Below are 22,708 nucleotides of genomic sequence, written 5' to 3'. Positions count from 1 at the left end.
AAGAACCAGGGGTACGCAGATGAGACACATAACTCTCAATCCCTGGTGTGGCGAGAGCCCAAATACGGAGGAGAACAAATGATGCTCAGGATTACAACCCACCATGAGGCCCAGATGACCAGTTTCGTGATTGAAGGGAAGCTGGTCGGGCCGTGGGTAAAAGAATTGGAGAAGTGTTGGGAAAGTGCATTGGCGGCAAATCCATCCAGCGTGATGCTGGTAAATTTGGCTGCCGTGACGTTCATTGACAGCCAGGGGCGAGCCCTGTTGACCCGAATGCGGCGACAGGGGGTCAGGCTGCTGGCAACCGGAGTCCTGATCAAAGCGATTGTGGCGGAGATTGAAACTCTCGAAGAGCAACAAACGACGGAACGCAACAACTTCAAGCAGAAATGAGAAAGAACCGCCCCCGTTTGCCCAGCTTGCGGTGGCCAAACTGTAAGGATCAGTCTATGGATAATCGAATTGTTTTCGTACTGGTGATCATTCTCCTTCTGGGTTGCCCGGTGAGCGTCCCGGCGCAGCAAAAAGAAGGGGGGGCTTCGGGTGCTATATTGACGCTGGATGAGGCGATCTTCCTGGCGTTACGTGACAACCGCCAGGTCAGAAACGCCCAACTGGATGTCGGCAAAGCCACGGATGAAGTGGCGGCAACCAAGACTTTTCGGCTGCCGAAGTTCCAGTTTTCGGCGCTTGGCGCACAGCAACTCCAGGGGTTGGATTTCACCTTTACCAGAGGGGTTTTGGGCAATTATGCCAACGTCGGCCCGATTCCGGACCGTGATATCAAGATAAGAACGCCAAGCCGGCCAACGGCCATTCTCTTTGGCCAGATTACGATGCCGCTGTCGCAACAGTACCGCCTCGGTCTCAACGTCAAACAGGCCAGGTTGTCTGATGAAGTGGCCCGCGAGCAAGTGCGGTCACAAGAACAGTCGGTCATCACAACGGTCAAGCGCACCTATTACGCAATCCTCCAAACGGAAAGCGCCCTGGCCAGCCTTCAGCAGGCCCTCACCTTCTACCGCGAACTGGATCGTGTGACGGGCGATTACGTGGTGCAACAGGTGGCGCTCAAAGCCGAGGAACTTGAGGTCAAAACCAGACTGGCCAAAACCGAAACCGAGGCGCTGACCATTGCCAATCAACTGTCCACCTTGAAGGAACAACTCAATCAATTGATGGGGCGCGACATCGGCACTGAATTCAGAGTCAGCCCTGTACCAGAGTTGTCAACCCTGGAAATGGATGTCACCGCCGCGCGCAGTCGCGCCCTGGAATCCCGGCCTGAACTCCGGGAGGCCCGACTCCGAGTCAAACAGGTGGAACTGGAGAAGCGGGTCAAGAAATCTGAATACATCCCTGATGTCAGCCTGGCGCTGACCTATACCTCCCCGCGCAATTTCAATGAATTTGTCCCCCGGAATTTTGCCGCTGTCGGGATCCTGGTGAATTGGGAGGTGTTTGACTGGGGTCGGAAGAAGCACCAACTGGCACGAGCGGAGAAAACGATTGAGCAGGCCACCAACAGCCTGCGTGAGGCAGAAAACAACATTCTGATCGAGGTCGGGGTGAAATTCCGTGAAGTTCAACAAACCCGGCAGATGTTGCGCGTTGCCCAACTCAAGCAGGAAACGGTGCAAGAAATCATGCGCATTGCACTCAACAAATACAAGGCACAGATGGCGTTGCTTTCGGATGTGTTGCAAACCCAGGCCACGCTGGCCGATGCCGACTATCACTATCAACAGGCACTGCTGGCTTTCTGGACAGCCAGGGCCGAATATGAAAAAGCAATCGGAGTTGACCAATGAAACGGAACATATTGAACGTGGTTACCGTGAGCGCAACCCTCATCCTCACAGTTGGGCTGGGGGCCTGCCAATCCAAACGGGTGGAAAAATTGCCGAAGCCGGTGAAAATCACAGCGGTGGAGGTATCCTCGGCGGACACCAAAGCGCGATATTCAGCCACAATTATTCCACGCACCCAGGTGGAGTTAGCCTTTAAGGTGGGCGGCTATGTTGAGGCGATTCAACAGGTCCGAGGCATAGACGGTACGCTGCGTGACTTGCAGGAAGGCGACAGCATTACCGCCGGAGCCGTACTGGCGCAGGTTCGCCAAAGCGATTATCAGGTCAAAGTCAAGGAAGTGGAAGCCCAGGCCCACGAAGCCAAATCGGCGATTGAGACGAGCAAAGCCCAATACCAGGAAGCCCTCTCCGCCATTGCATCGAGCAAAGCCCAACTGGCGGAAGCCGAGGCGGCTTATGAAAAGGCAAAACTCGATTTTGACCGCGCACAAAACCTGTTTGTCAGTCAAAGCCTGACCAAAGCCAATTTTGACGCGGCCCGGGCCCAGTTTGACATGGCCAGTGCCAAAGTGGCCGCCGCCCGTTCGCAGGTGGGGATGATCCAGGCCAGAGCCGATTCCGCAAAATCGCAGATTGAAGTCAGTACCGCCAGATCAAGCGGCGCCGAGGCCGTTGTGTGGAAAGAAACCATTCCCCTCCAGGACACCGCACTCAGGTCGCCGCTCACTGGGGTTGTGCTGCAAAAGTCCATCGAGAAAGGAACCCTGGTCCCGCCTGGCCAAACAGGATTCATCGTTGCCGACCTGGCGTCAGTTAAAGCGGTTTTTGGTGTCCCGGACATTGCCGTAGCGGAAATGAAACTGGGCAAGACACTCAGCGTCGGGACCGAAACCATGCCCGGCACGGAATTTCAGGGACAAATCACCTCCGTCTTTCCCGCCGCCGACCCCAAGAGCCGAACTTTCAACATTGAGGTGTCAATCCCGAATCCAGATCAACTGCTGCGACCAGGCATGGTCGTCTCACTCAGCGTGGAACCTGAGCCGGTGGCGCCAGCCCAGCCGGTCATCCCCTTGAATGCAATTCTCAAACCGAAGGGCAATCCCGCCGGGTATGCCGTTTTCGTGGTGGTGGAGCAAGACGGACGTCAGATTGCCCGGCTTCGAGAGGTAACGCTGGGGAGTGCCTCTGGTCGCACGGTGTTCGTAACGGAAGGGGTAAAGCCGGGGGATCGCGTGATTACAACCGGTGGAACCCAGGTGACAGATGGGGATCAGGTTCAAGTCATTCCTTGAGACACGCTCAGGCGTCTTATCCGTGATAAAGGCAGGCTTTATACCATTTTGGAATGAACCTATTGCATTACGGGAAAGCTAAATCATTGGGAGAATTGTATTTCCCTGAACCCTGAACCCGATACCCTGAACCCAAAATGGTATTACTCGCCTTGACCTTCGAATTACAGGGAGAATTTATGGCACACGGTCAGAACAACAACGAGATGATTCAAAGCAAGTGGAACCTTTCCCGCTTTTTTGTCGAGCAACGACACATCACCTGGGTCATGCTGATTGCCCTTTGCGTCTGGGGACTTTATAGCTATCGGAGCATGCCCCAACGCAAAGATCCAGACACCCCGGTCAAAACCGCCGTCGCGCTCACGGTCTGGCCAGGAGCCAAGGCAGAGAAGATCGAGCAACTGGTAACCAGAAAAATCGAAGAGAAGATCGCGCAAAATGCCAACGTGGATAAAATCCGCTCGATCTCGCGAACCAACTTTTCGATGGTCTACGTGGACCTGGACGAGAATTTTCCCGGCAGTCAGGTCGGCAAGGAGTTTGATGACATCGCTCTCAAACTCAGTTCGATCAATGATTTGCCGGACGGGGTAGGACCGGTGAACTTCATCAAGGACTTTGGCGATACAGCGGCTTTGATGCTCACCGTCGCCAGTCCAAAAGTGAGTGAGGTGGAGGTTGACCTGCGCGCCAAGGCAGTGAGTGAAGCGCTCACGCGTCATCGGGCGCCGGAGGCGCTGACGGGAGGCGGAACACGCTTTACGATTGTCATCAGCCTCACCCATCCCATCAGCCCTCGCGTCGTGCAGGGCCCGCTCAATCTGTTTGCCGATTACCTGAAAGAGAAGAACGCGGCGCACGACCTGCACGTCATTCTTGAGCCAGGATTTATCGGGGTGGACGGTGTTTCCGAAGCCAGCGATGAAATCTTGCTCAACCACACCCGGCAATTTACCAACGAGCGGCTGCAGGCGACGGATTTTCACCCGGATAGCTGGCAACCAGTGGTTATCCGCGACCTCACCGAAGCCCGTTCAAAGCTGAGCCAGGTGGCAGGTGACAAATACAGCTACCGCGAGATGGATGATTTCACGGATCTCATCGAGAAAACACTCAAGAGCGTCCCACAAGCGTCAAAGGTGTCACGCTCGGGAATTTTGCCGGAGCGGGTCTTTCTCCGGTATTCCCAGGAGCGCATTGCTTCCTATGGTCTGCAGCCTGGAGATTTGCCGAATATTCTGGGCGCCCGCAATATCACCACGGCAGGGGGGCAACTCGAAGCGGTGGGCAAGACCTTTACCATTGATCCTTCCGGCGAATTTAAAAGTGAAAAGGAGATTGGCGATGTGGCCATCGCCCACACGGATCAGGGGGCACCGGTGTACCTGCGTGACCTGGTGGACATTGAGCGCGGGTATGACAGCCCGCCGAGGTTCCTGAATTTCTATGATTGGCGCGATGCCCAGGGGAACTGGTACCACAGCCGTGCGATTACGGTCGCGGTTCAGATGCGTCCGGGCGGCTACATTGGTGAGTTTGGTCACAGTATTGACGACGCACTGGCCGAGGTCAGAAAACAGTTGCCCGAAGACCTGATTCTGGCGCGGACCTCCGACCAGCCGCGCCAGGTCACTGAAAACGTTGACCTGTTCATGAACAGCCTCTATGAGGCGATCATCCTGGTGGTACTTGTCTCGCTCATCGGATTCTGGGACTGGCGTTCAGCCTTGTTGATGGGGTTGGCCATCCCCATTACGCTCCTTATCACCTTCGGCATGTCGCACATGCTGAAAATTGATCTGCAGCAGGTCTCCATCGCGACGTTGATCATTGCGCTCGGCCTGTTGGTGGACGTGCCAGTGGTCTCTGGCGATGCGATTAAGAACTCAATGGCAAGCGGATTGCCGCCGATCATTGCTTCCTGGCTCGGGCCGACGAAACTCATCACGGCGATTATCTTCGCCACCATTACCAACATCGTCGCGTACCTGCCATTTCTGACCCTGCCTGGGAGCACGGGCGAATTTTTATACAGCCTGCCGATTGTGCTCACCTGTTCTTTGGCGGCGGCATTGATCGTGGCGATGACGTTCATTCCGTTCCTCGGCTATTTTTTGTTGAAACCCACCCATGAACCGCCGATTGAGGAACGACGAAAAAAAGGGTTTCCGGCCTTCTATTACAAAATCGGTGAATGGTCTATTGCTCACCGCTGGCTGGTGCTGGCTGGTTCGCTCATCCTCCTGACGGGTGGCGGACTGGTGGCCAGCCAACTCAAGACCGACTTTTTTCCAAAAGACCTCTCGTACCTTTCATATCTTGATATCTGGCTGCCGGAAGATGCCCCGCTTTCGGCGACGAAGGAAGCCGCTCAACGCGCAGCGGAAGTGGTGCGGGAAGTGACCAACGAATACGGACGGGAGCACGCTGAAAAAAATGGGAAGCCGCATGAAGTCCTTGAATCCCTGACCACCTTTGTCGGGGGTGGTGGCCCACGGTTCTGGTTCTCAGTCTCACCTGAGTTACAGCAACTCAATTACGCGCAGGTCATCATTCAAGTCAAGGACAAGCATGACACCGGCCATCTGATCGGCCTGATCCAAAAGGCGCTGGACACGCAGGTTCCAGGTGCGCGCATTGATGTCAGACAGCTTGATACGGGCAAACCCATCGCGATGCCGGTTGAAATTCGTCTCACGGGGAGCGACATGACCGCGTTGCGCCAGGAAGCGGAAAAAGTGAAAGATATCTTGCGCGCCACTCCATACGCTCAGCGCATCCGCGATGACTGGGGGGAAGAGAGCTTCACCGTCAAACTTGAAACCGACTCTGACCGCGCAAACGCGGCGGGAATCACCAACCTCGACGTCGCGGCTTCTTCAGCGGCGGGAATCAATGGCAGACAGGTGACCGTGCTGCGCGAAGGCGATAAGCAGATTCCAGTCGTGACACGATTGCGGGTGGAGGAGCGCGCGCAACTGGCCGACGTGCAAAACCTCTATGTGTATTCCCTGCAAGGGGCCCAGAAAGTGCCGCTCAGACAGGTCTCAGCCGTCGAGTACGGGATGCAGACTGAGAAAATCTTCCGGCGTAATCAATTTCGCACCATCACCGTTTCGTGTATGGCCGAAGCCGGTCACCTGCCGTCTGAGATTATGAACGTTGCCCATCCACAGTTGACCGCTTTTGCCAATCAGCTCCCGCCTGGGTACCGCATGGAAATCGGCGGATCGGAAGAGGAGCAGGTCAAGGGATTTAAAAACCTGGTGGTTGTCCTGGTGATCTCGGTGATTGCGATCTTTCTGAGCCTGGTCTATCAGTTCAAAAATGCCATCAAGCCCTTTGTCGTCTTTGCGGCGGTGCCGTACGGAATTGTAGGAGGGCTGGTCGCGCTGTGGATTATGGGCACCCCCTTCGGGTTTATGGCGTTCCTGGGAATCATCAGTCTGGTCGGGTTAATCGTCAGTCACATCATTGTTCTCTTCGACTTCATTGAAGAAAAGCACGCGGAAGGCGAACCGCTGAAGGAAGCCGTGCTGGATGCCGGCATTATGCGTCTGCGACCGGTGTTGATTACGGTTCTCGCGCTGGTGATTGCCCTTGTTCCGCTGGCGATGCACGGCGGACCGTTGTGGGAGCCGATGTGTTACGCGCAGATGGGCGGGATGATCTGCGCGACTTTTATCACATTACTCTTGGTGCCGGTGATCTATTCAATCTTCGTCCTCGATCTCAAATTGATTCAGTGGGACACGACGGCCACGGCCACGGAGGATGGACCGGAAGCAGCCGCACTGGCCACGGGCATAAAAGTGCCAGGATAAGGAATGTTGATCGCTTTTGAGACCAGGAGACTGGGAGACAAGGGGACACAACCCATAAGCGCCAGGAGAAGGATTTGAGGCCCGAAGGGTCGTCGTGTAATAGCCGTGGTGCGAAGCCCACGGACCTGGCCAGGACGGGATCCAGGCCCGACACGAGCGTCGTTCAATGCCAACGGGAAGGACACGGGCTTTCTTATCCTGGCGCTTATGCCCCGCCCGGCCAGCCGCCGTAGGCGGCGGCTGGCCGGGCAGGGCATTTTGGATTGGAGATGACCCGCATCCGGTGGTGGCGCGTCCAAAGCGACGCTGACCACCGGCTCACCTTACTCCATCCCAACGGGGATGAAACCCAAAAAACACTTCAACCCTTAACTGGCATTACTGACTACTGACTACAAACTGATGTTAAACATATGACAAACAAGGACACATTCCAATGAAACCAATTTTACTGATAGTTGATGATGATCCGCAGGTATTGCGAGTCATCTACCGTGACCTGTGGCGACGGTTCGGAAGTGAATTCCGGATTTTGCGCGCGGATTCCGGCGCAACCGCGCTGGAGGTGCTGAGAAAGCTGAAAATCCGGGGTGAATCGGTCGCCCTTTTGCTTTCGGACCAGCGAATGCCGCACATGAGCGGAGTCGAATTTCTGGAGGCGGCCAGGCAGTTTTATCCGGATGCCAAAACGGCGCTGATAACCGCCTATGCCGACACCGACGCCGCTATTCGGGCCATCAACCAGGTCAAGCTTGATTATTACTTCACCAAGCCCTGGGATCCACCGGAGGAGCATCTCTATCCGGCACTGGCAGACCTGCTGGAAGATTGGGGCGATACCTTCGTCGCACCTTTTGAAGGAGTCCGGGTGATTGGACATCGCTGGTCTCCGGCCACCCACCGGTTAAAGGAATTCCTGGCCCGGAACCTGGTTGTGTACCAGTGGCTCGACCTTGATCTCAGTGAGGAGGCCCAGCAGTTGCGCGCCTCGCTGGGCACCGAAACCATGCTTCCACTGGTGATCTTTCCGGGCGGCGACGTGATGTCAGCCCCTACGCCGGAACACATCGCCGAGCGGATTGGCCTCAACCGCAACGCCCAAAACGAGTTTTATGACCTGGTCATCATCGGCGGCGGTCCCGCCGGATTGGCCGCTGGCGTCTATGGCGCGTCGGAAGGGTTGCGGACCGTGATTGTCGAAAAACACGCGCCGGGCGGACAGGCCGGCACCAGTTCCCGGATTGAAAACTACCTTGGGTTCCCAGCCGGTTTGAGCGGTGACGACCTGGCTCGCCGGGCGGTGGCGCAGGCCAGGCGGTTTGGGGTGGACATCCTGACGCCGCAAACGGCGGTTGATATTGTGGCAACCGACCCGTATCGGGTAGTCAAACTTGCCAACAGAACGGAACTCAACTGTTATGCGGTCCTCATCGCCACCGGGGTGTCCTACCGGAAGCTCGATATTCCCGGAAGCGACCATTTGGAAGGCGCGGGGATTTACTACGGCGCGGCTTTGACCGAGGCGATTTCTTGCCGTGACGAAGATGTCTACATTGTGGGCGGGGCCAACTCGGCGGGGCAGGCCGCCATGCACTTCTCCAGGTTTGCCCGCAAGGTATACATGCTGGTCCGGGCCGATGGGCTGGAACAGAGTATGTCCCACTATTTGATTGAACAGATTGCCAGCACACCCAACATCGAGGTCCAGTGCTGCAAACAGATTGTCGGGGTTTCCGGCACCGAGCACCTGGAAACGCTGACGATTGCCGACATCCGGACCGGCACCCAGGAAACGGTTCCAGCTTCTTCTCTGTTTATCTTCATTGGGGCGCATCCGCATACCCAATGGCTGCCTGAAACCATCCGGCGGGACGAACATGGATTCATTCTGACGGGGCTGGACCTGCGCCGGGAGGGCCGGATGCCCAAAGGGTTCAATAACCGGGAACCGTTTTTGTTTGAAACCAGCCTGCCGGGGGTGTTGGCCGCGGGTGACGTTCGAGCAAACTCGGTGAAACGGGTGGCTTCAGCCGTCGGGCAGGGCTCGATTGCCGTCCAGTTTGTCCATCAATATCTCACCATGGTTCGGTGACTCATCCCATTTTTGAATGAAGTGATCGGATTAGAAAACAGTCAAGTAATTCAATCAATTGAAGTTAGTGAACCACTGACTACGATCTACTGACTACAAACTGGTATCATTTTCCAAAAACCTATGAACGATCCTCAATACGATTCCCTTTGCCCGCAACTGACTCCCGAAGACCTGGACTGCCTGCGCCAGTACGGCTCAGAACTTCACTTTGAAATTGGCGAACGACTGTTTTCCGAAGGTGACCCCGGCTCCGATTGTTTTTTTGTGCTGCTTTCCGGCAAGGTCCGGGTCACCAAACGGGTGAGCGGTGGGGAACTGACTCTGGTCACCCACGAAGCCGGCCAGTTCACGGGTGAAATCGGCATTTTCACCGACGACCGGGCCTTTGCGACTGCCCGCGCCATGACGGCGGTCAACGCCTTGCAGATTCCCATCGCCGGGTTGAAAAAACTGGTGAGCCAATGTCCCTCGGTTGCCTCAATCATTATGCCGGCCTTGATTCACCGGCGTCCCGAGGTTATGGCGGCGTTTCATCAGCGCGAAAAACTGGCTGCGCTGGGCAAGCTCTCAGCCGGATTGGCCCATGAACTGAACAATCCGGCGGCGGCCATTATCCGGGCGGCCTCACAGTTGCGCGGGGTGCTGGCACGACTTTCCGCTGCGGTGACCGGCCCGGACTCGCCAGTCTCGAACCCCTATACCGAACTACGGACCAGGGCACTCTCAGGGCCACCGCTTCGGCTGGACCCGATTACCCAGAGCGACCTGGAAGACGCGCTTTCCGCCTGGCTGGAAGCGCAGGAGGTCGCGGAACCCTGGAATCTGGCACCAACTCTGGTCGCCTGCGGTTTGTCACCCGCCGACCTGAAATCCCTGGAAAAAAACGCCGCCGGGGATTGTTTTCCGGAAACGGTGGCCCGGCTGGCAGCCGACCTGACCGCCGCCCGCATCATTGGCGACATCGAGGAAGCCGCCGACCGCCTTTTAAAGGTCGTCAAGGCGGTGAAATCCTATTCCTATATGGACCAGGCAGCCGTCCAGGAAGCCAATCTGAACGAAGGAATTGACAACACGTTGACCATGTTTGCCCACCAGTTCAAGCGGGGCGTGACCGTGGTCCGTCAATTTGACCCGCAGCTTCCACTCGTGATGGTGGCCGTGGGCGAACTCAATCAGGTCTGGACCAATTTGATTGACAATGCCCTGGATGCGCTCGATGGAAGCGGCACCCTGACGGTCCGGACCAGCACCGAGGGCGACAGTGTGTTGGTTGAAATCATTGACGATGGGCCGGGCATCCCGCCGGAAATCCAATCACGCATGTTCGAGCCGTTTTTCACGACCAAACCGATGGGTGATGGGAGCGGATTGGGGCTTGATATTGTCTGGCGCATCATCCGGCGACACGGCGGCGATATTCGGTGTTTTTCAAAACCGGGGGAAACCCGCTTTTCGGTTCGCCTGCCGCTGTCGTCCAAACTTGAGCTACATGAAGCCTGAATAATCTTGCACTGCTGAAGCGTGGAAGCGTATGCGGAGCAAACCAGGGAACCCCTGTGGAAAATCTCCGTGCCTGCGCTCTGAAGAACTGTTCATCGAATTTCAATTGTGCGGTGAATGGCTCAGGCAACAAACGACGAGGAAATACATATGCATTTTTTGGCAAGTATTGTCTTGCTCTGGCTATGTTCCGGGTTGTACGCCCAGGAACCAACTCCAAATCCGGCGCCACCAAATGACATTGTGGACCTTTCCGCAGTTGCGGCTGAGGATTCGTCAGCCAGCCAGCCGCACGTGCGCATTATTGACGTCACCAAATTCCCGAAAAAAACCCCGCTGCTCGGGCGGATTCTGCTCGCCCCCTTTCGGGCCATCGCGCCAAAAGCCAATGCCGGGCTGACTTTTTTGGAGGAAAACAAAGGACTCAACCCGCTGGAGGCCATTTTGCGGGACCCGGTTATCCATCCGGTCTTTGGGAATCTGGGGGACGGCTCGGGATTCGGTTTTGGGTTCTATGCCTCGACCGCCGACAAGCTGTCAAAAAAATTCAGTTTGTTCACCCAACACCGCTACACCACCAAAAAGTACCTCGAATCCGCAGGTGGGATGCTGTTTAAACCGTTTCCGGAGTCGCGGTTGGGCGCGCAGGTGAGCCTCACGGGCACCTATCGGTTGCGCCCGGAGGAGGATTTCTGGGGCATTGGCCCCAATTCACTCAAGTCCGAGCGTTCAACCTATAATTTGGAGGAACGGCAGGTGGGGGTGACGGTTTCGGCCACCGTGCTGAAAAACCTCCGTGCCGGGGTGGGATTGAGCTATTCCAGCAATTCGGTGTTTGACGGCAAAGACCCACGCTTTGCCACCACCCAGGAGGTGTTTGGCCAGCGCGGCCTTCCCGGACTGGCGGAAGGAGCGGCCTTACTCGGAACCTCGGCGTTTTTGGAATATGAAGGGCGCGACGAACCATCCCATCCACGCACGGGCGCCTATGGCAACTTCAGCGTCACCAACAATGACAGCGTTGGACGGGGTGACTTCGGTTTCGTCAATTACCGGCTGGATGTGCGGGGGTATGTGCCGCTCGGGACCAAACGGCGGACGCTGGCGGTGCGCCTGCTGGGCGATTTCAACACTGAAAAAGGTGGTTCGCGGATTCCGTTTTTCCGGCTGGCCCGCCTGGGCGACCAAACCACCCTGCGTGGCTATGACACGTACCGGTTTCACGGCAAAAACGCTGTGCTGGGCACGGCTGAATACCGCTACCAGCTCGTCCAGGGGATTGAGGCGCTGGGGTTTGTTGATGTCGGCCAGGTCTTTAACCGGCGTTCGGAATTTTCCGCCGCCAACCTGACGGCGACTTTTGGCGGGGGCATTTCCTTTTCCTCGTCCCGCACGACGGCCTTCAAAATACTGGTGGCCCAAAGCCCCGAGGGCGCACGGCTGTTTTTCACTTTTGGCCCGACCTTTTAGGAGTTTGATACCGATTTGGGTTGAGGGTATCGGGCTAAGAGATGAGGGAAATACAATATTTCCAATATTTTAGCCTTTCCATAATGCAAGGACTTCACTCCAAAATAGTTTGATCAAGAGGATATTTATAATGAACGTAACTGAGAACCTGAGTATGAAAAAGGTATGGCGGCACACACTGGTTTGGGGATTGATTGGAATCTGGCTGCTGATGGTGACGGCCTTGCCGCTCGCCGCCCAGCAACCGCAAACGCCGGAAGTACCACCCATCTGGCTAGATTTCGACATGGAAAACATTCCCGAGCCGAAAGTGGTGGAAACCGGCTACCTCTATGACTTTGCCAACAACACGTTCTTTCAAAACGTCAAGCAGGCATTTGACTTTCCGCGCACGCTACGGGCCATCCGGCGTCGGCCAAAACCAGCGTACAATGTCAATTCAGTGGGCGAAGTTCCCGACTCATCCTGGTTTACCAATCGCAACGGACAGCAAGGCCGGATGTCGCTGGCGGCCCTCAAACAGGGACCAAACACCGGCAGCGGACCAGTGGCCGGAGAGTTGACGGTCATGAAAGCAAAATCCATTGGGATTACGCCCGGATTTTGGATTCGGGACAGCGCCGGAGTGACTTACATCCTGAAATTTGATCCCATCAACCATCCCGAACTGGCCACGGCGGCAGAGGTCATTTCCACCAAACTCTTGTATGCGATTGGCTACAACGTGCCGGAAAATTATCTCTTCCGGCTCGACCGGAGCCGATTGAAAATCTCCGAAAAAGCCACCTACACCGACGAACTGGGGAAGAAACAGGCAATGACTGAGGCCGACCTCGATCACATACTGGCCAAAGTCCATCGCCAGGAAGATGGAGTGTATCGGTGTGTGGCGAGCAAGTTGCTGACCGGCAAGCCAAAAGGTGGGTTCTTTTTCCACGGCACTCGTCCCGACGACCCAAACGACCTCATTCCACACGAACATCGGCGCGACCTGCGGGGGCTGCGGGTGTTTGCCGCCTGGCTGGAACACAACGACATCCGGGCTGGCAACACCCTTGATATGTATGTTTCGGAAGGCGGACGAAACTTTATCCGCCACTACCTGATTGATTTTGGTTCGACTTTGGGCAGCGACTCGGTTTTTCCGAATGTTCCGATTGTCGGCTACGAATATCAAGTGGATGGCAAGGAAGCGGTCAAATCACTGGTCACATTGGGAATTTATGAACGTCCCTGGCTCAACCCGGAGCGGGAACCCGATTTTTCACCGCAGGTGGGCCGCTATGGCGCCCGGTTTTTCAATCCGCGCAAATGGAAGCCGAATTTTCCCCTGGTGGCATTTGAAAACATGACTTTGGCCGATGCCATCTGGGCCGCCCACATCGTCGAATCCTTTTCGGATGAACAAATTCGGGCCGTGGTTGAAATGGGCGAGTACCGCCGCTCCGCTGATGCCGACTATGTTTTTGAAACCCTCTGCCGGCGGCGCGACCTGATTGTGAACTCTTACCTTCGGTCTTTGTGGAAACCAAAACGGCAGGTGACAAGGTGACAGGATGACAAGGTGACAGGATGACAAGATGACAAGGTGACAGGATGACAAGGTGACAAGGGAACAAGGAGAAAAAACAGTCCCCGCTCCCAACCGGAGGTCATTCACGCTCCCAATCTCGATGGGATGATCTCCGTATCTCCCCATCTCCTTGTCACACACACCGTTCCTTATCCTGGCGCTTATGCCTGAGACTCGTCTGTGGTTGCCATCCTCGTTTCACCAGCAACCACCATCAAGAGAGGAGAAAACCGTGATCGAAGCTGCCCCGTGCAAGTCGGAAGGCAATGTTCTTCAGCCGATTTTTGACATTCGGGCGGGTGAGTGGGCAAAGGTCCTCCCGATGTCTTTGTTCTTTTTTTCGGTGATTGCCACGTTTTGGGCGCTGAAACCCATGAAACGCGGCCTCTTTATTGATTACTATAAACAAAATCCCTTTGACCATTTTGGCTGGCACCTCGGCGGGGCACAGACGGAGCAGTTGGCGAAAATCACGAACGTGGCGGCGGCTTATGCCCTGGCGGTGTTCGTTACCTGGCTGGTGCGGAATTTTTCCCGGCAACAAATCATCTCCATCTTTTGCACCTTGTTCGGGTTGGGATTTTTGGCGTTCTCCGTCCTGCTGGACCAGCCGAGTGCTCCTGTGATTTGGACGTTTTATGTGTTTGGGGATATGTTCAACACGGTCATGGTCATGCTCTTTTGGGCCTTTCTGAGCGATATTGTCACGACTGGGGAGGCAAAACGGCTCTACGGGGTGATTGGACTGGGAGGCGTTGCCGGAGGGTTGTTCGGCGCCTTCTTTGTCGCCACGACGGTGAAAACCATGGGCCGGGATACCATTTTGCTGGCCTGTCTGGTGCCCATGATTCTCATTTCCCTTATTGTCTGGTGGGTGAATCGACAGGTGGAGATTGATCACCCTTCCGTAATTGGCGTGCCGGCTCACCCTGAATGTTCATCGTTTGACGAGGGCATCAAACTGCTGCTGGAGTCAAAATATCTGCTCTCGATTGCCGGAATGGTCATTCTCTATGAACTGGTTTCCAGCATTATTGATTTTCAATTGAGTGTGACCGTGGAAGCCATGGTGCCTGGTTCGATGGAGAAAACAGCTTATTTCAGCCAGGTGGCGGTGATTCAGGGGATGGTTTCGGTTGTGGCCCAACTGGTTGTGACCAGTTATGTCATGCGGAAATTTGGAGTGGGCACGGCGCTTCTGATTCTGCCGATGGCCATTTTTCTTGGTTCGGCGGGGTATTTGATTTTTGCCAACCTGTTATTTGTCACCGTCCTCTCGGTTTCAGACAACTCCCTGAGTTATTCGGTGAACCAATCCGCCCGGGAACTCCTGTATGTTCCAACCAGCCGCTGTACAAAATACAAAGCCAAAGCCATCATTGACATGTCGATTCAACGATTTTCCAAAGTGCTGGCGGTGGTGGTGAACCTGGGAGCTTCCTGGTACCTGAGTCTGGAGAATGTGCGGTGGTTGTCGCTGGTCTGTCTGGCGGTGGTGATGGCGTGGTTTTTCCTGATTCGATACACGGAACACAGTTTCCAGCACATGACAGCCGAAACTAAGCCCATTTTTGATCGTTCACCCCATTCTCGGACTGGTAGAAGCAGAAGCAGCCTTCTGATTCCACGAAACCAGCGATATGAAGGTGAATAGCAGTTCAGTCAATTTCCTGAGCTTTGGTCACCAGCGAGAGAAATTCCTGCCGTTCAGTGTTGTAAACCGGGCTTGTTTCCTGAGCGAGCCAGGCGATTGTTTCAGGCGACCAGGATGTGGCTTCGGCGCTTTTGCGAAGGATTTCGCCAAACCCGGCCACCGCGATGGCAAACCGAAAATCTTCAGAGGCCAGACGGACATCAGGCATTATCCGTTCGGCTTGATACTCGGCTGACACCTCAGTTGCAACTGCACCATCCGGTTGTTTGTACCGGAGATGAACGCTGGCCAGCCGCCCGGTTGGGTGCTGTGTGAGTTCGAGTTCATACAGGGCTGTTACCTGATGACCGGCTCCGATTTCACCACCGTCAACCTGGTCATTTCGAAAATCCTGGTCGGCGACATTCCGGTTTTCATATCCAATCAACCGGTAGCGGGAGACGACATTGGGGTTAAATTCGACCTGGATTTTGACATCTTTGGCAATGACCTGAAGCGTGCTGGTGAGTTGTTCGCCAAATACGCGCTCTGCCTGCCGCCGGTTATCAATGTAATAGTAATTGCCATTTCCTTTGTTGGCAAAGCGTTCCATCATTGTGTCTTTATAGTTCCCCATGCCAAACCCAATCGCACTCACGGTGATGCCTTCCTGCACATAGCCGGCGATGGTGTCGAGGATTGCGTCCGGGCTGGTATTGCCGACATTGGCGTCACCATCCGAACAAATGATGATTCGGTTGATCGCTTTGGGTTTGAAACTGGCGTGGGCCTGCCGATAGGCCAGATCAATCCCGGACGCCATGGCTGTTGATCCACCTGCCTGAAGCTGGTCTATGGCCTGCAAAATGGTGTCTTTGTGCTCGATACCTGTCGGCGTCAGCACCGTTGCCACTCCTCCGGCATAGGTTGTCAGCGCCACGATATCGCCCAGTTTCAGATGTTGCACCAGAATGTGCAGGCTTTGTTTCACCAACCCCAGCTTATCGTCTGACTGCATGGAACCACTGGTATCAACCAGAAATGTCAGATGGGCTTCGGGCCGTTGGGCAACTGGAATGGTTTTGCCCTGAATGCCAACTCTCATCAAATGTCGTTTGGGGTTGAACGGAGAGTGGGCCGCTTCGAGGGTGAGTGAGAACGGATGCTCAGTCTCGGGTTGTGGATAATTGTAAGAAAAATAGTTGATAAACTCTTCGACCCGAACCGATTCCGGCGGAGGAAGCTGCCCTTCGTTCAGTTTACGCCGGGCAATGGTGTACGACGCTGTATCAACATCAATGGCAAACGTTGACAACTGATCCTGGTGGGTATCCACCATCTGGTTGATACCATAATCGGTGTAATGCTCAGTATTTGAAGCTTCTGGTTGAGGAGATACTTCCTGGACATACATCGGTGGCATTGGTCCCGTGACGGTGTTGTCCAGGAAGCCAGCCTGAATGTCGGCATATTGGGCATTGGCCGGGTAGGTGGTTGATTGGGTTTGACGGCGTCTGGAAAGCAGGTTGGGTTTGGCAATCAGGAAAAGAATTCCCGCAACTGATACAACAATGACACACCACACGATTTTTTTCGCCATACAATGATGGACTCCTGAAAGGGGATTGATTCATGCGGGGTGTAAAAGCACGGTACACGCGACGTAATAGAAAATTGTTTCGGGGTGAAATCCCTCGGCCTGGCCGATGCTCGACACTGAACTTTTAATATTTTCTGCACCTGAATATATTTTCGAATGCGGTTGCAGATATTACAAACAAACCCTGTGCCAGAGAGTGGCAATATTTAGAATCAGCAAGATACGGCAGGCAGGTGGCGACCATAAAAGTGGAAGTGACACGAATCGTCAACTTCCACTTACACAAAATGGGGTACAGGAGGGGGCGATATTACAGAACCGTCGTCACAATTTCCCGGATGCTGCGCTGGAGCTGGCTATCGTCGGTAATCGGGTTGACGATAGAGACTTCACAGGCGGTGACCGGAGAAATGCCTTGTTTGATCAGTTGCCCGGCATAGACCAGCAGTCGGGTTGAGACGCCTTCTTCCAGGCCGTGACCTTTCAGGTTGCGCACTTTTTCACCGATTTTGACCAGATCCTGGGCAGTTTCCTGATCAACACCGCTTTCCCTGGCTACAATTTCCGCTTCGATTTTGGCTGGCGGATAATCAAATTCAATGCTGATAAACCGCTGGCGGGTTGATTGTTTGAGGTCTTTTAACACACTCTGATAGCCGGGGTTGTAGGATATCACGAGCAGAAAATTATCCGGGGCGCTCAAAATTACACCGCGTTTTTCGATGGGGAGGATGCGTCGGTCATCGCTCAAGGGGTGGATCAGAACCAGCGTGTCTTTGCGGGCTTCGACGACTTCGTCCAGATAGCAAATCGCACCGTGTCTGACTGCTGTCGTGAGTGGGCCATCGTGCCAGACGGTCTGGTCGCCTTCGAGCAGGTAGCGGCCAACCAGATCCGTGGCCGATAAATCCTCATGGCAGGCAACCGTCACCAGCGGACGGCTCAATCGCCACGCCATATGCTCGACGAACCGGGTTTTCCCGCATCCGGTTGGGCCCTTGAGCATCACCGGAAGTTTTGACTGATAGGCCGCACGAAAGAGTTCGATTTCATTCCCAACGGGAAGGTAGAACGGCTCTTTCGCAATCTGGTATTTTTCGATTGAAGTTTCTGTCTGCATATTCCGCACTTTACCAATGAAGCTGGAAAATTGACAAGCCGCCAACTCCCGGCTTCTTTCTCAAACTTTTTGACTGCCCTGAGTATCTCTTTGGTTTGGTGTGATTTGGCTTTCAGGTTGATGCCAGTGCTATACTGCCAGTTCAACCAATCTCAACCCATTTGACTTCCAAACCCTGTTGACCTGACGCTGTATTGTCTCGAACCCAAAAGCGTCTTTCACCGATAGAGGTTGTATGACTGAATCAGTAGTTACACTCAACATTGAAGATATCATTACCGAGGATGACACGCCTGTGGATAATCTGCCTTCTGAAAAACAACAACGCCTGCTCACCGAGCCACTCTACAGTTCATGGCAGCGCCCAGGTGGTGGGCCTTTCCTGGCCGCCGCCAATGTTGGCATTTTTAATTCAGTTCACCTGCCTCCGATTGTTCCAGACATGTTTTTAAGCCTGGATGTCCAGGTGGCGGATGACTGGTGGCAAAAAGAACATCGGTCCTATTTCACCTGGGAATTCGGCAAATCCCCTGAGGTAGTGATTGAAATCGTCTCAAATCGAGTTGGCGAAGAAGCGGGCCTCAAGTTTACCCGATATGCCACCATCGGCGTCGTTTTCTATGCCATTTTTGATCCGATGAAATTTCTCAAGGGCGATGTTTTGGCCGTGTATACCCTCCGGAGTGGCCGCTACGAAAAGATGGACTCGCGTGAACTGTCACCGATTGGACTGAAACTGGATTTATGGGAGGGTGAGTTTGAAGGCAAGCAAAATTCGTGGCTGCGCTGGTTTGATTTGGAAAGGAATGTCATTCCGACAGGGAAAGAGCGAGCCGAAGCCGAACGTCAACGAGCCGAAGCCGAACGTCAACGAGCGGAAACCGAACATCAACGAGCCGAAACTGAACATCAACGGGCCGAGGCCGAACGTCAACGAGCGGAAACCGAACATCAACGAGCTGAAACCGAACGTCAACGAGCTGAAGCCGAACACTCTGAAAAAGAGCAGGCATTGCAACTCATTGAACAGGAACGAAGCGAAAAAGAAGCAGCGTTACTCCGGGCTGAGCAACTGGCCGCCCGGCTGCGCGAGCTTGGCGTAGACCCCGATAACCTTTGAACGTACAAGGAGATAGCGGAATGCAAATAAAAATGGTCTGGTTGGTTGTAGTTGGGTTTGTGTTGGCTGGCTGTGGAATATGGATGCAACGTGCCCCGGTTGCCAGTGCCAGTGACTTAAAGCCCAGGGTTCAACAAAATGTGAGTTCACTTGATGGAGTATGGCAAACGGTTGAACCCGGCCAGGTTCGCCGATGGGTTTCGACTCGTCTTGCTTCAACAGCTCAAATACATCATTGCGCTTTGAATCGGACCGTGTTTGCCAGACTGATGGCTTCCGCTCCGATGGAATTTTCAGCGCCAGCGCGGCAACGGCAGACCGTGATGACGTTGCCGATGCCGGATGGCAGGTTTGAACGGTTCCAAATTGAAGAGTCTCCGATTTTTGCCCCGGAACTCGCGGCGCAGTTCCCAGAATTTAAAACCTATCATGGGCAGGGGATTGATGATCCAACCGCGATGGTTCGCTTTGATTGGACGTCAAAGGGATTTCACGCCATGGTCTGGTCGGCTGGAAATCGAGTGGTGATAGATCCAGAAGGGGACGGAAATGCTGAAACATATGTGAGTTATTATTCGCGCGATCTACAACGGATTGGAGACGCTCCGCAGTGCGAGGCCGTCGAAAAAGACGCCTCAGTGGTACTTCCAAATCAAGGTGCTGAACTCAAAACGGTTGAACCAAGGCAATCAGGAAGCCTGACGGTTGGACGGCAGCTTCGAACCTTCCGGCTGGCGCTGGGAGCAACGGGTGAATACACCCGGTTTCATGGTGGAACGGTCGAAGCCGGACTGGCGGCGATGACCACCACGGTCAATCGCATCAATGGGATTTACAGCCGGGAACTGGCCGTCCGCCTGATGTTGATTCCCCAGGAAACGGCGATTATCTACACCGACCCGGCAACGGATCCATACAGCGGGGGGAGTTCAACCAGGGTGTTGGACGAAAATCAAACCAATCTGGATCGGGTCATTGGTGAAGCCAACTATGACGTGGGTCACGTGTTTACCACTGGCGGCGGCGGTGTCGCGGCCTTGAATTCAGTCTGTGCCAGTGGCCGCAAAGCACGGGGCCTGTCGGGGTTGAGTCAGCCGATTGGAGACGTATTTGACGTGGATTTTGTCGCCCATGAAATTGGGCATCAATTTGGTGGAAATCATCCATTTAATGGATCTTCGGGAAGTTGTTCCGGAAATCGAGCTGCTTCAGCCGCTTATGAACCTGGGAGCGGCTCGACGATTATGGCGTATGCCGGTATTTGTAGCGAAGAAAATCTGCAACTCAACAGCGATGATTACTTCCATAGTTACAGTTTTCAGGAAATTCAGCAGTTTTTAACCCAACTCGGTAGCAATTCTTGCGCCAGCGTGACCGAAACCGGAAATACGCCTCCGACCGTGAATGCCGGGTCGAACTTCACCATTCCACGCCGAACACCGTTTACCTTAACCGCGAGCGGAAGTGATGCTGATGGCGATGCCCTGACCTATTGCTGGGAGCAACTCGATCTCGGCCCGGCTTCGCCGCCCAATGAAGATGACGGGCAACGACCGATCTTTCGATCTTTTCGACCAACAACCAGCCCGTCGCGAACCTTTCCGCAACTTGCTGATCTTCTGAGAAATCAACCGGCACTTGGGGAATCGTTGCCAACGACAAACCGGGTCCTCAATTTCCGGGTGACTGTTCGTGACAATCGCACCGTTGGCGGCGTCAGCAGCAATCTCATGCGGGTCAATGTCACGAACAAAAGCGGCCCCTTTGAAGTGACGTCACCCAATGTCCCCCTGCGCTGGCAGATTGGGACCATCCAAAACGTGACCTGGAATGTCGCGGGGACAACTGCCGACCCGGTCAATTGCGCCCTGGTCAATGTCCGGCTTTCAACCGATGGCGGGCTGACCTACCCAATCGTGCTGGCTGAAAATACCGCCAATGATGGCACCGAGCCGATCACGGTGCCCAATGTCGAGACCACCCAGGCTCGAATCAAAATTGAAGCCGTCGGCAATATCTTTTTTGATGTTTCAAACGCGGATATCACGTTGACTACGGAAACAGTTCCAGCCGTTGAAGTCACCGCCGCCAGCTTTCAACCGAAAAAGTTAACGGTGACAGGTGCTGGGTTTGGGCTGACGCCCATCATGATTGTCAACGGGGTCGAACTCCCCGAATCATTGTTGCTTCCAGGGTCAACTGAAAATCAGGTTACGGCAAAAGGCGGGAGGAAAAAGTTGAGTCTTCGCAAAGGAGCCAACACAATTCAGATCAAAGGCACGGGCGGGCAACTGTCCAATGTCTTTAGTTTTCAGGTTGAGTGATTGTGTTCAGGGTTCAGGGTTCAGGGTTCAGGGTTCGGGGAAACCCAATTTTTTCATTGAGTTATACCCGTTTGTAGTCAGTAGTCAGTAGTCAGTAGTTCACGAAGTTTATTTGATTGAACTATTTGACCATTTCCTAATACAAGGGGTTTATTGCAAATTGGTGTTACCTTTTCTGAATTATGAGTGCTGATCTCAAAAGAGTACGAGAGGGGTTTGAGATGACCGAACAATTTTCGCCTTCAGCAACTGACCGTGAACTCCTGGTCTGGTCGCTCGGGGAAGTTGATTATGTGGATGGATTACGATTACAGGAGGTCCTGGTTGACCTCCGTAAAGAAGGAAAAATCCCGGATGCCCTGGTGTTTCTGGAACATCCGCCGGTGCTGACCCTGGGCCGTGGCGCTGACAAAACGAACATTGTCGCCACGCCGACATTTCTGGAAGGGGCTGGAATCGAAGTCCACGAAACTGGACGGGGCGGAGAAGTGACGTTTCACGGTCCAGGGCAACTGGTTGGCTATCCAATTGTTGACTTAAACCCGGATCGGCGCGATGTGCGGCGGTATATGCGCGACCTGGAGCAGGTCATCATTGCCGCTCTGGCCGAACTGGGGATTGAATCTGACCGAATTGACGGCCTGACCGGAGTGTGGGTTGGTTCACGAAAAATCGCGGCCATGGGGGTGCGGATTTCCCGCTGGGTAACGTCGCACGGGTTTGCACTCAACGTCAACACGGCACTCGATTACTTTAACCTGATCGTGCCCTGTGGCATTCGGGATAAAGGCGTAACTTCAATTGCCGAAGTGTTGGGCCGGGACGTCGAATTTTCAGAAGTCGAACCCTTGATTCTGAAGCACTTCGGCGAGGTTTTTGGTCGGACAATTACGCCGAAGACGATTGAGCACGAATCCATCCAGGTGGTGATTGGCCATCGGCACAAAAACAAGGTCGAATATTTATTGCTGCACCGTGTCCCTGAAAGCGGAGGCTTCTGGCAGCCAGTCACCGGCACTATCGAACGCAAACGCAACGAAACGCCCTTTGAAGCGGCCAGCCGCGAAGTCTTTGAAGAGACAGGCTTTGAACTCCAAATCACACCGCTGGACTATGTTCACAGCTTTATGATTGATCCGATTTACCAGAAGAAAGGCATGAAAACGCCGATTTTCAACCGGGAACATTCTTATACTGCGCGGTCGCCGCATCGCGAAGTGCAGCTTGCCGTGAACGAACACAGCGAGTACGAGTGGTTGGATTACGAATCAGCCAAAAAGCGATTGATGTGGCGCGGCAATCATCGAGCCTTTGAACTGGCCAGCCGGATTTTGTGA

Annotated in this window: 14 protein-coding genes; 12 read left to right on the top strand and 2 right to left on the bottom strand. The window is 54.4% G+C overall.

Features of this window, described 5'->3' with window-relative positions; all coding sequences use genetic code 11:
- Positions 1 to 78: 78 nt before the first annotated feature.
- The 9 genes from HY774_23765 (at position 79) to HY774_23725 (ending at position 15,228) form a co-directional block, all read left to right on the top strand.
- Complete coding sequence (locus HY774_23765) at positions 79 to 396, top strand: hypothetical protein (GenBank protein MBI4751509.1); 318 nt, start codon at positions 79 to 81, stop codon at positions 394 to 396.
- A 56-nt stretch (positions 397 to 452) separates the two neighbouring features.
- Complete coding sequence (locus tag HY774_23760; GenBank protein ID MBI4751508.1) at positions 453 to 1,814, top strand: TolC family protein; 1,362 nt, start codon at positions 453 to 455, stop codon at positions 1,812 to 1,814.
- Complete coding sequence (locus HY774_23755; GenBank protein MBI4751507.1) at positions 1,811 to 3,109, top strand: efflux RND transporter periplasmic adaptor subunit; 1,299 nt, start codon at positions 1,811 to 1,813, stop codon at positions 3,107 to 3,109. The genes HY774_23760 and HY774_23755 overlap by 4 nt, the downstream gene beginning before the upstream one ends.
- A 179-nt stretch (positions 3,110 to 3,288) precedes the next feature.
- A complete protein-coding gene (locus HY774_23750; protein ID MBI4751506.1) occupies positions 3,289 to 6,936 on the top strand; it encodes an efflux RND transporter permease subunit in 3,648 nt (1,215 codons plus the stop codon).
- A gap of 436 nt (positions 6,937 to 7,372) precedes the next feature.
- A complete protein-coding gene (locus HY774_23745) occupies positions 7,373 to 9,028 on the top strand; it encodes an FAD-dependent oxidoreductase (protein MBI4751505.1) in 1,656 nt (551 codons plus the stop codon).
- A 123-nt stretch (positions 9,029 to 9,151) separates the two neighbouring features.
- Positions 9,152 to 10,531, top strand: coding sequence for a cyclic nucleotide-binding domain-containing protein (locus HY774_23740; GenBank protein ID MBI4751504.1), 1,380 nt, complete (start codon positions 9,152 to 9,154; stop codon positions 10,529 to 10,531).
- A 150-nt stretch (positions 10,532 to 10,681) separates the two neighbouring features.
- Entirely contained in the window at positions 10,682 to 12,001 is a 1,320-nt protein-coding gene (locus tag HY774_23735) for a BamA/TamA family outer membrane protein (GenBank protein MBI4751503.1), read from the top strand.
- Positions 12,002 to 12,155: 154 nt separating this feature from the next.
- Positions 12,156 to 13,553 carry a hypothetical protein gene (locus HY774_23730; protein MBI4751502.1) on the top strand — a complete coding sequence of 466 codons (1,398 nt, stop codon included), beginning with the start codon at positions 12,156 to 12,158 and terminating at the stop codon, positions 13,551 to 13,553.
- A 184-nt stretch (positions 13,554 to 13,737) separates the two neighbouring features.
- Positions 13,738 to 15,228, top strand: coding sequence for an MFS transporter (locus HY774_23725; protein ID MBI4751501.1), 1,491 nt, complete (start codon positions 13,738 to 13,740; stop codon positions 15,226 to 15,228).
- Between the two features lie 4 nt (positions 15,229 to 15,232).
- On the opposite strand, the gene HY774_23720 is transcribed toward HY774_23725, so the two are convergent.
- Together HY774_23720 and HY774_23715 are read right to left on the bottom strand one after the other, a co-directional pair.
- Positions 15,233 to 16,807: a von Willebrand factor type A domain-containing protein gene (locus HY774_23720; protein MBI4751500.1), complete on the bottom strand. Its 1,575-nt coding sequence runs from the start codon at positions 16,805 to 16,807 to the stop codon at positions 15,233 to 15,235.
- 310 nt (positions 16,808 to 17,117) lie between these two features.
- On the bottom strand, positions 17,118 to 17,927 hold the full coding sequence (locus HY774_23715; GenBank protein MBI4751499.1) for a CbbQ/NirQ/NorQ/GpvN family protein: 810 nt from the start codon (positions 17,925 to 17,927) through the stop codon (positions 17,118 to 17,120).
- Between the two features lie 235 nt (positions 17,928 to 18,162).
- Here HY774_23715 and HY774_23710 point away from each other — a divergent pair, with 235 nt between their 5' ends.
- The 3 genes from HY774_23710 to lipB all read left to right on the top strand — a co-directional run bounded on the left by HY774_23710 (position 18,163) and on the right by lipB (position 22,708).
- Positions 18,163 to 19,047 carry a Uma2 family endonuclease gene (locus HY774_23710; protein MBI4751498.1) on the top strand — a complete coding sequence of 295 codons (885 nt, stop codon included), beginning with the start codon at positions 18,163 to 18,165 and terminating at the stop codon, positions 19,045 to 19,047.
- A 20-nt stretch (positions 19,048 to 19,067) separates the two neighbouring features.
- Positions 19,068 to 21,371: a hypothetical protein gene (locus HY774_23705; GenBank protein MBI4751497.1), complete on the top strand. Its 2,304-nt coding sequence runs from the start codon at positions 19,068 to 19,070 to the stop codon at positions 21,369 to 21,371.
- A 221-nt stretch (positions 21,372 to 21,592) separates the two neighbouring features.
- Positions 21,593 to 22,708 (top strand): lipoyl(octanoyl) transferase LipB, encoded by a 1,116-nt coding sequence (gene lipB / locus HY774_23700; protein ID MBI4751496.1) that lies wholly within the window; start codon positions 21,593 to 21,595, stop codon positions 22,706 to 22,708.

Source organism: Acidobacteriota bacterium (assembly GCA_016208495.1).
In the GTDB taxonomy this organism is placed as follows: domain Bacteria; phylum Acidobacteriota; class Blastocatellia; order Chloracidobacteriales; family Chloracidobacteriaceae; genus JACQXX01.
This window is presented reverse-complemented; position numbering and strand designations above follow the sequence as displayed.

What these genes read in the sequence shown, in the direction of transcription:
- HY774_23710 (MBI4751498.1), top strand. Translation starts at nt 18,163, where the DNA reads ATGACTGAATCAGTAGTTACACTCAACATTGAAGATATCATTACCGAG.
- HY774_23740 (MBI4751504.1), top strand. Translation starts at nt 9,152, where the DNA reads ATGAACGATCCTCAATACGATTCCCTTTGCCCGCAACTGACTCCCGAA.
- HY774_23735 (MBI4751503.1), top strand. Translation starts at nt 10,682, where the DNA reads ATGCATTTTTTGGCAAGTATTGTCTTGCTCTGGCTATGTTCCGGGTTG.
- HY774_23755 (MBI4751507.1), top strand. Translation starts at nt 1,811, where the DNA reads ATGAAACGGAACATATTGAACGTGGTTACCGTGAGCGCAACCCTCATC.
- HY774_23715 (MBI4751499.1), bottom strand. Translation starts at nt 17,927, where the DNA reads ATGCAGACAGAAACTTCAATCGAAAAATACCAGATTGCGAAAGAGCCG.
- lipB (MBI4751496.1), top strand. Translation starts at nt 21,593, where the DNA reads ATGACCGAACAATTTTCGCCTTCAGCAACTGACCGTGAACTCCTGGTC.
- HY774_23705 (MBI4751497.1), top strand. Translation starts at nt 19,068, where the DNA reads ATGCAAATAAAAATGGTCTGGTTGGTTGTAGTTGGGTTTGTGTTGGCT.
- HY774_23720 (MBI4751500.1), bottom strand. Translation starts at nt 16,807, where the DNA reads ATGGCGAAAAAAATCGTGTGGTGTGTCATTGTTGTATCAGTTGCGGGA.
- HY774_23750 (MBI4751506.1), top strand. Translation starts at nt 3,289, where the DNA reads ATGGCACACGGTCAGAACAACAACGAGATGATTCAAAGCAAGTGGAAC.
- HY774_23760 (MBI4751508.1), top strand. Translation starts at nt 453, where the DNA reads ATGGATAATCGAATTGTTTTCGTACTGGTGATCATTCTCCTTCTGGGT.
- HY774_23765 (MBI4751509.1), top strand. Translation starts at nt 79, where the DNA reads ATGATGCTCAGGATTACAACCCACCATGAGGCCCAGATGACCAGTTTC.
- HY774_23725 (MBI4751501.1), top strand. Translation starts at nt 13,738, where the DNA reads ATGCCTGAGACTCGTCTGTGGTTGCCATCCTCGTTTCACCAGCAACCA.
- HY774_23745 (MBI4751505.1), top strand. Translation starts at nt 7,373, where the DNA reads ATGAAACCAATTTTACTGATAGTTGATGATGATCCGCAGGTATTGCGA.
- HY774_23730 (MBI4751502.1), top strand. Translation starts at nt 12,156, where the DNA reads ATGAAAAAGGTATGGCGGCACACACTGGTTTGGGGATTGATTGGAATC.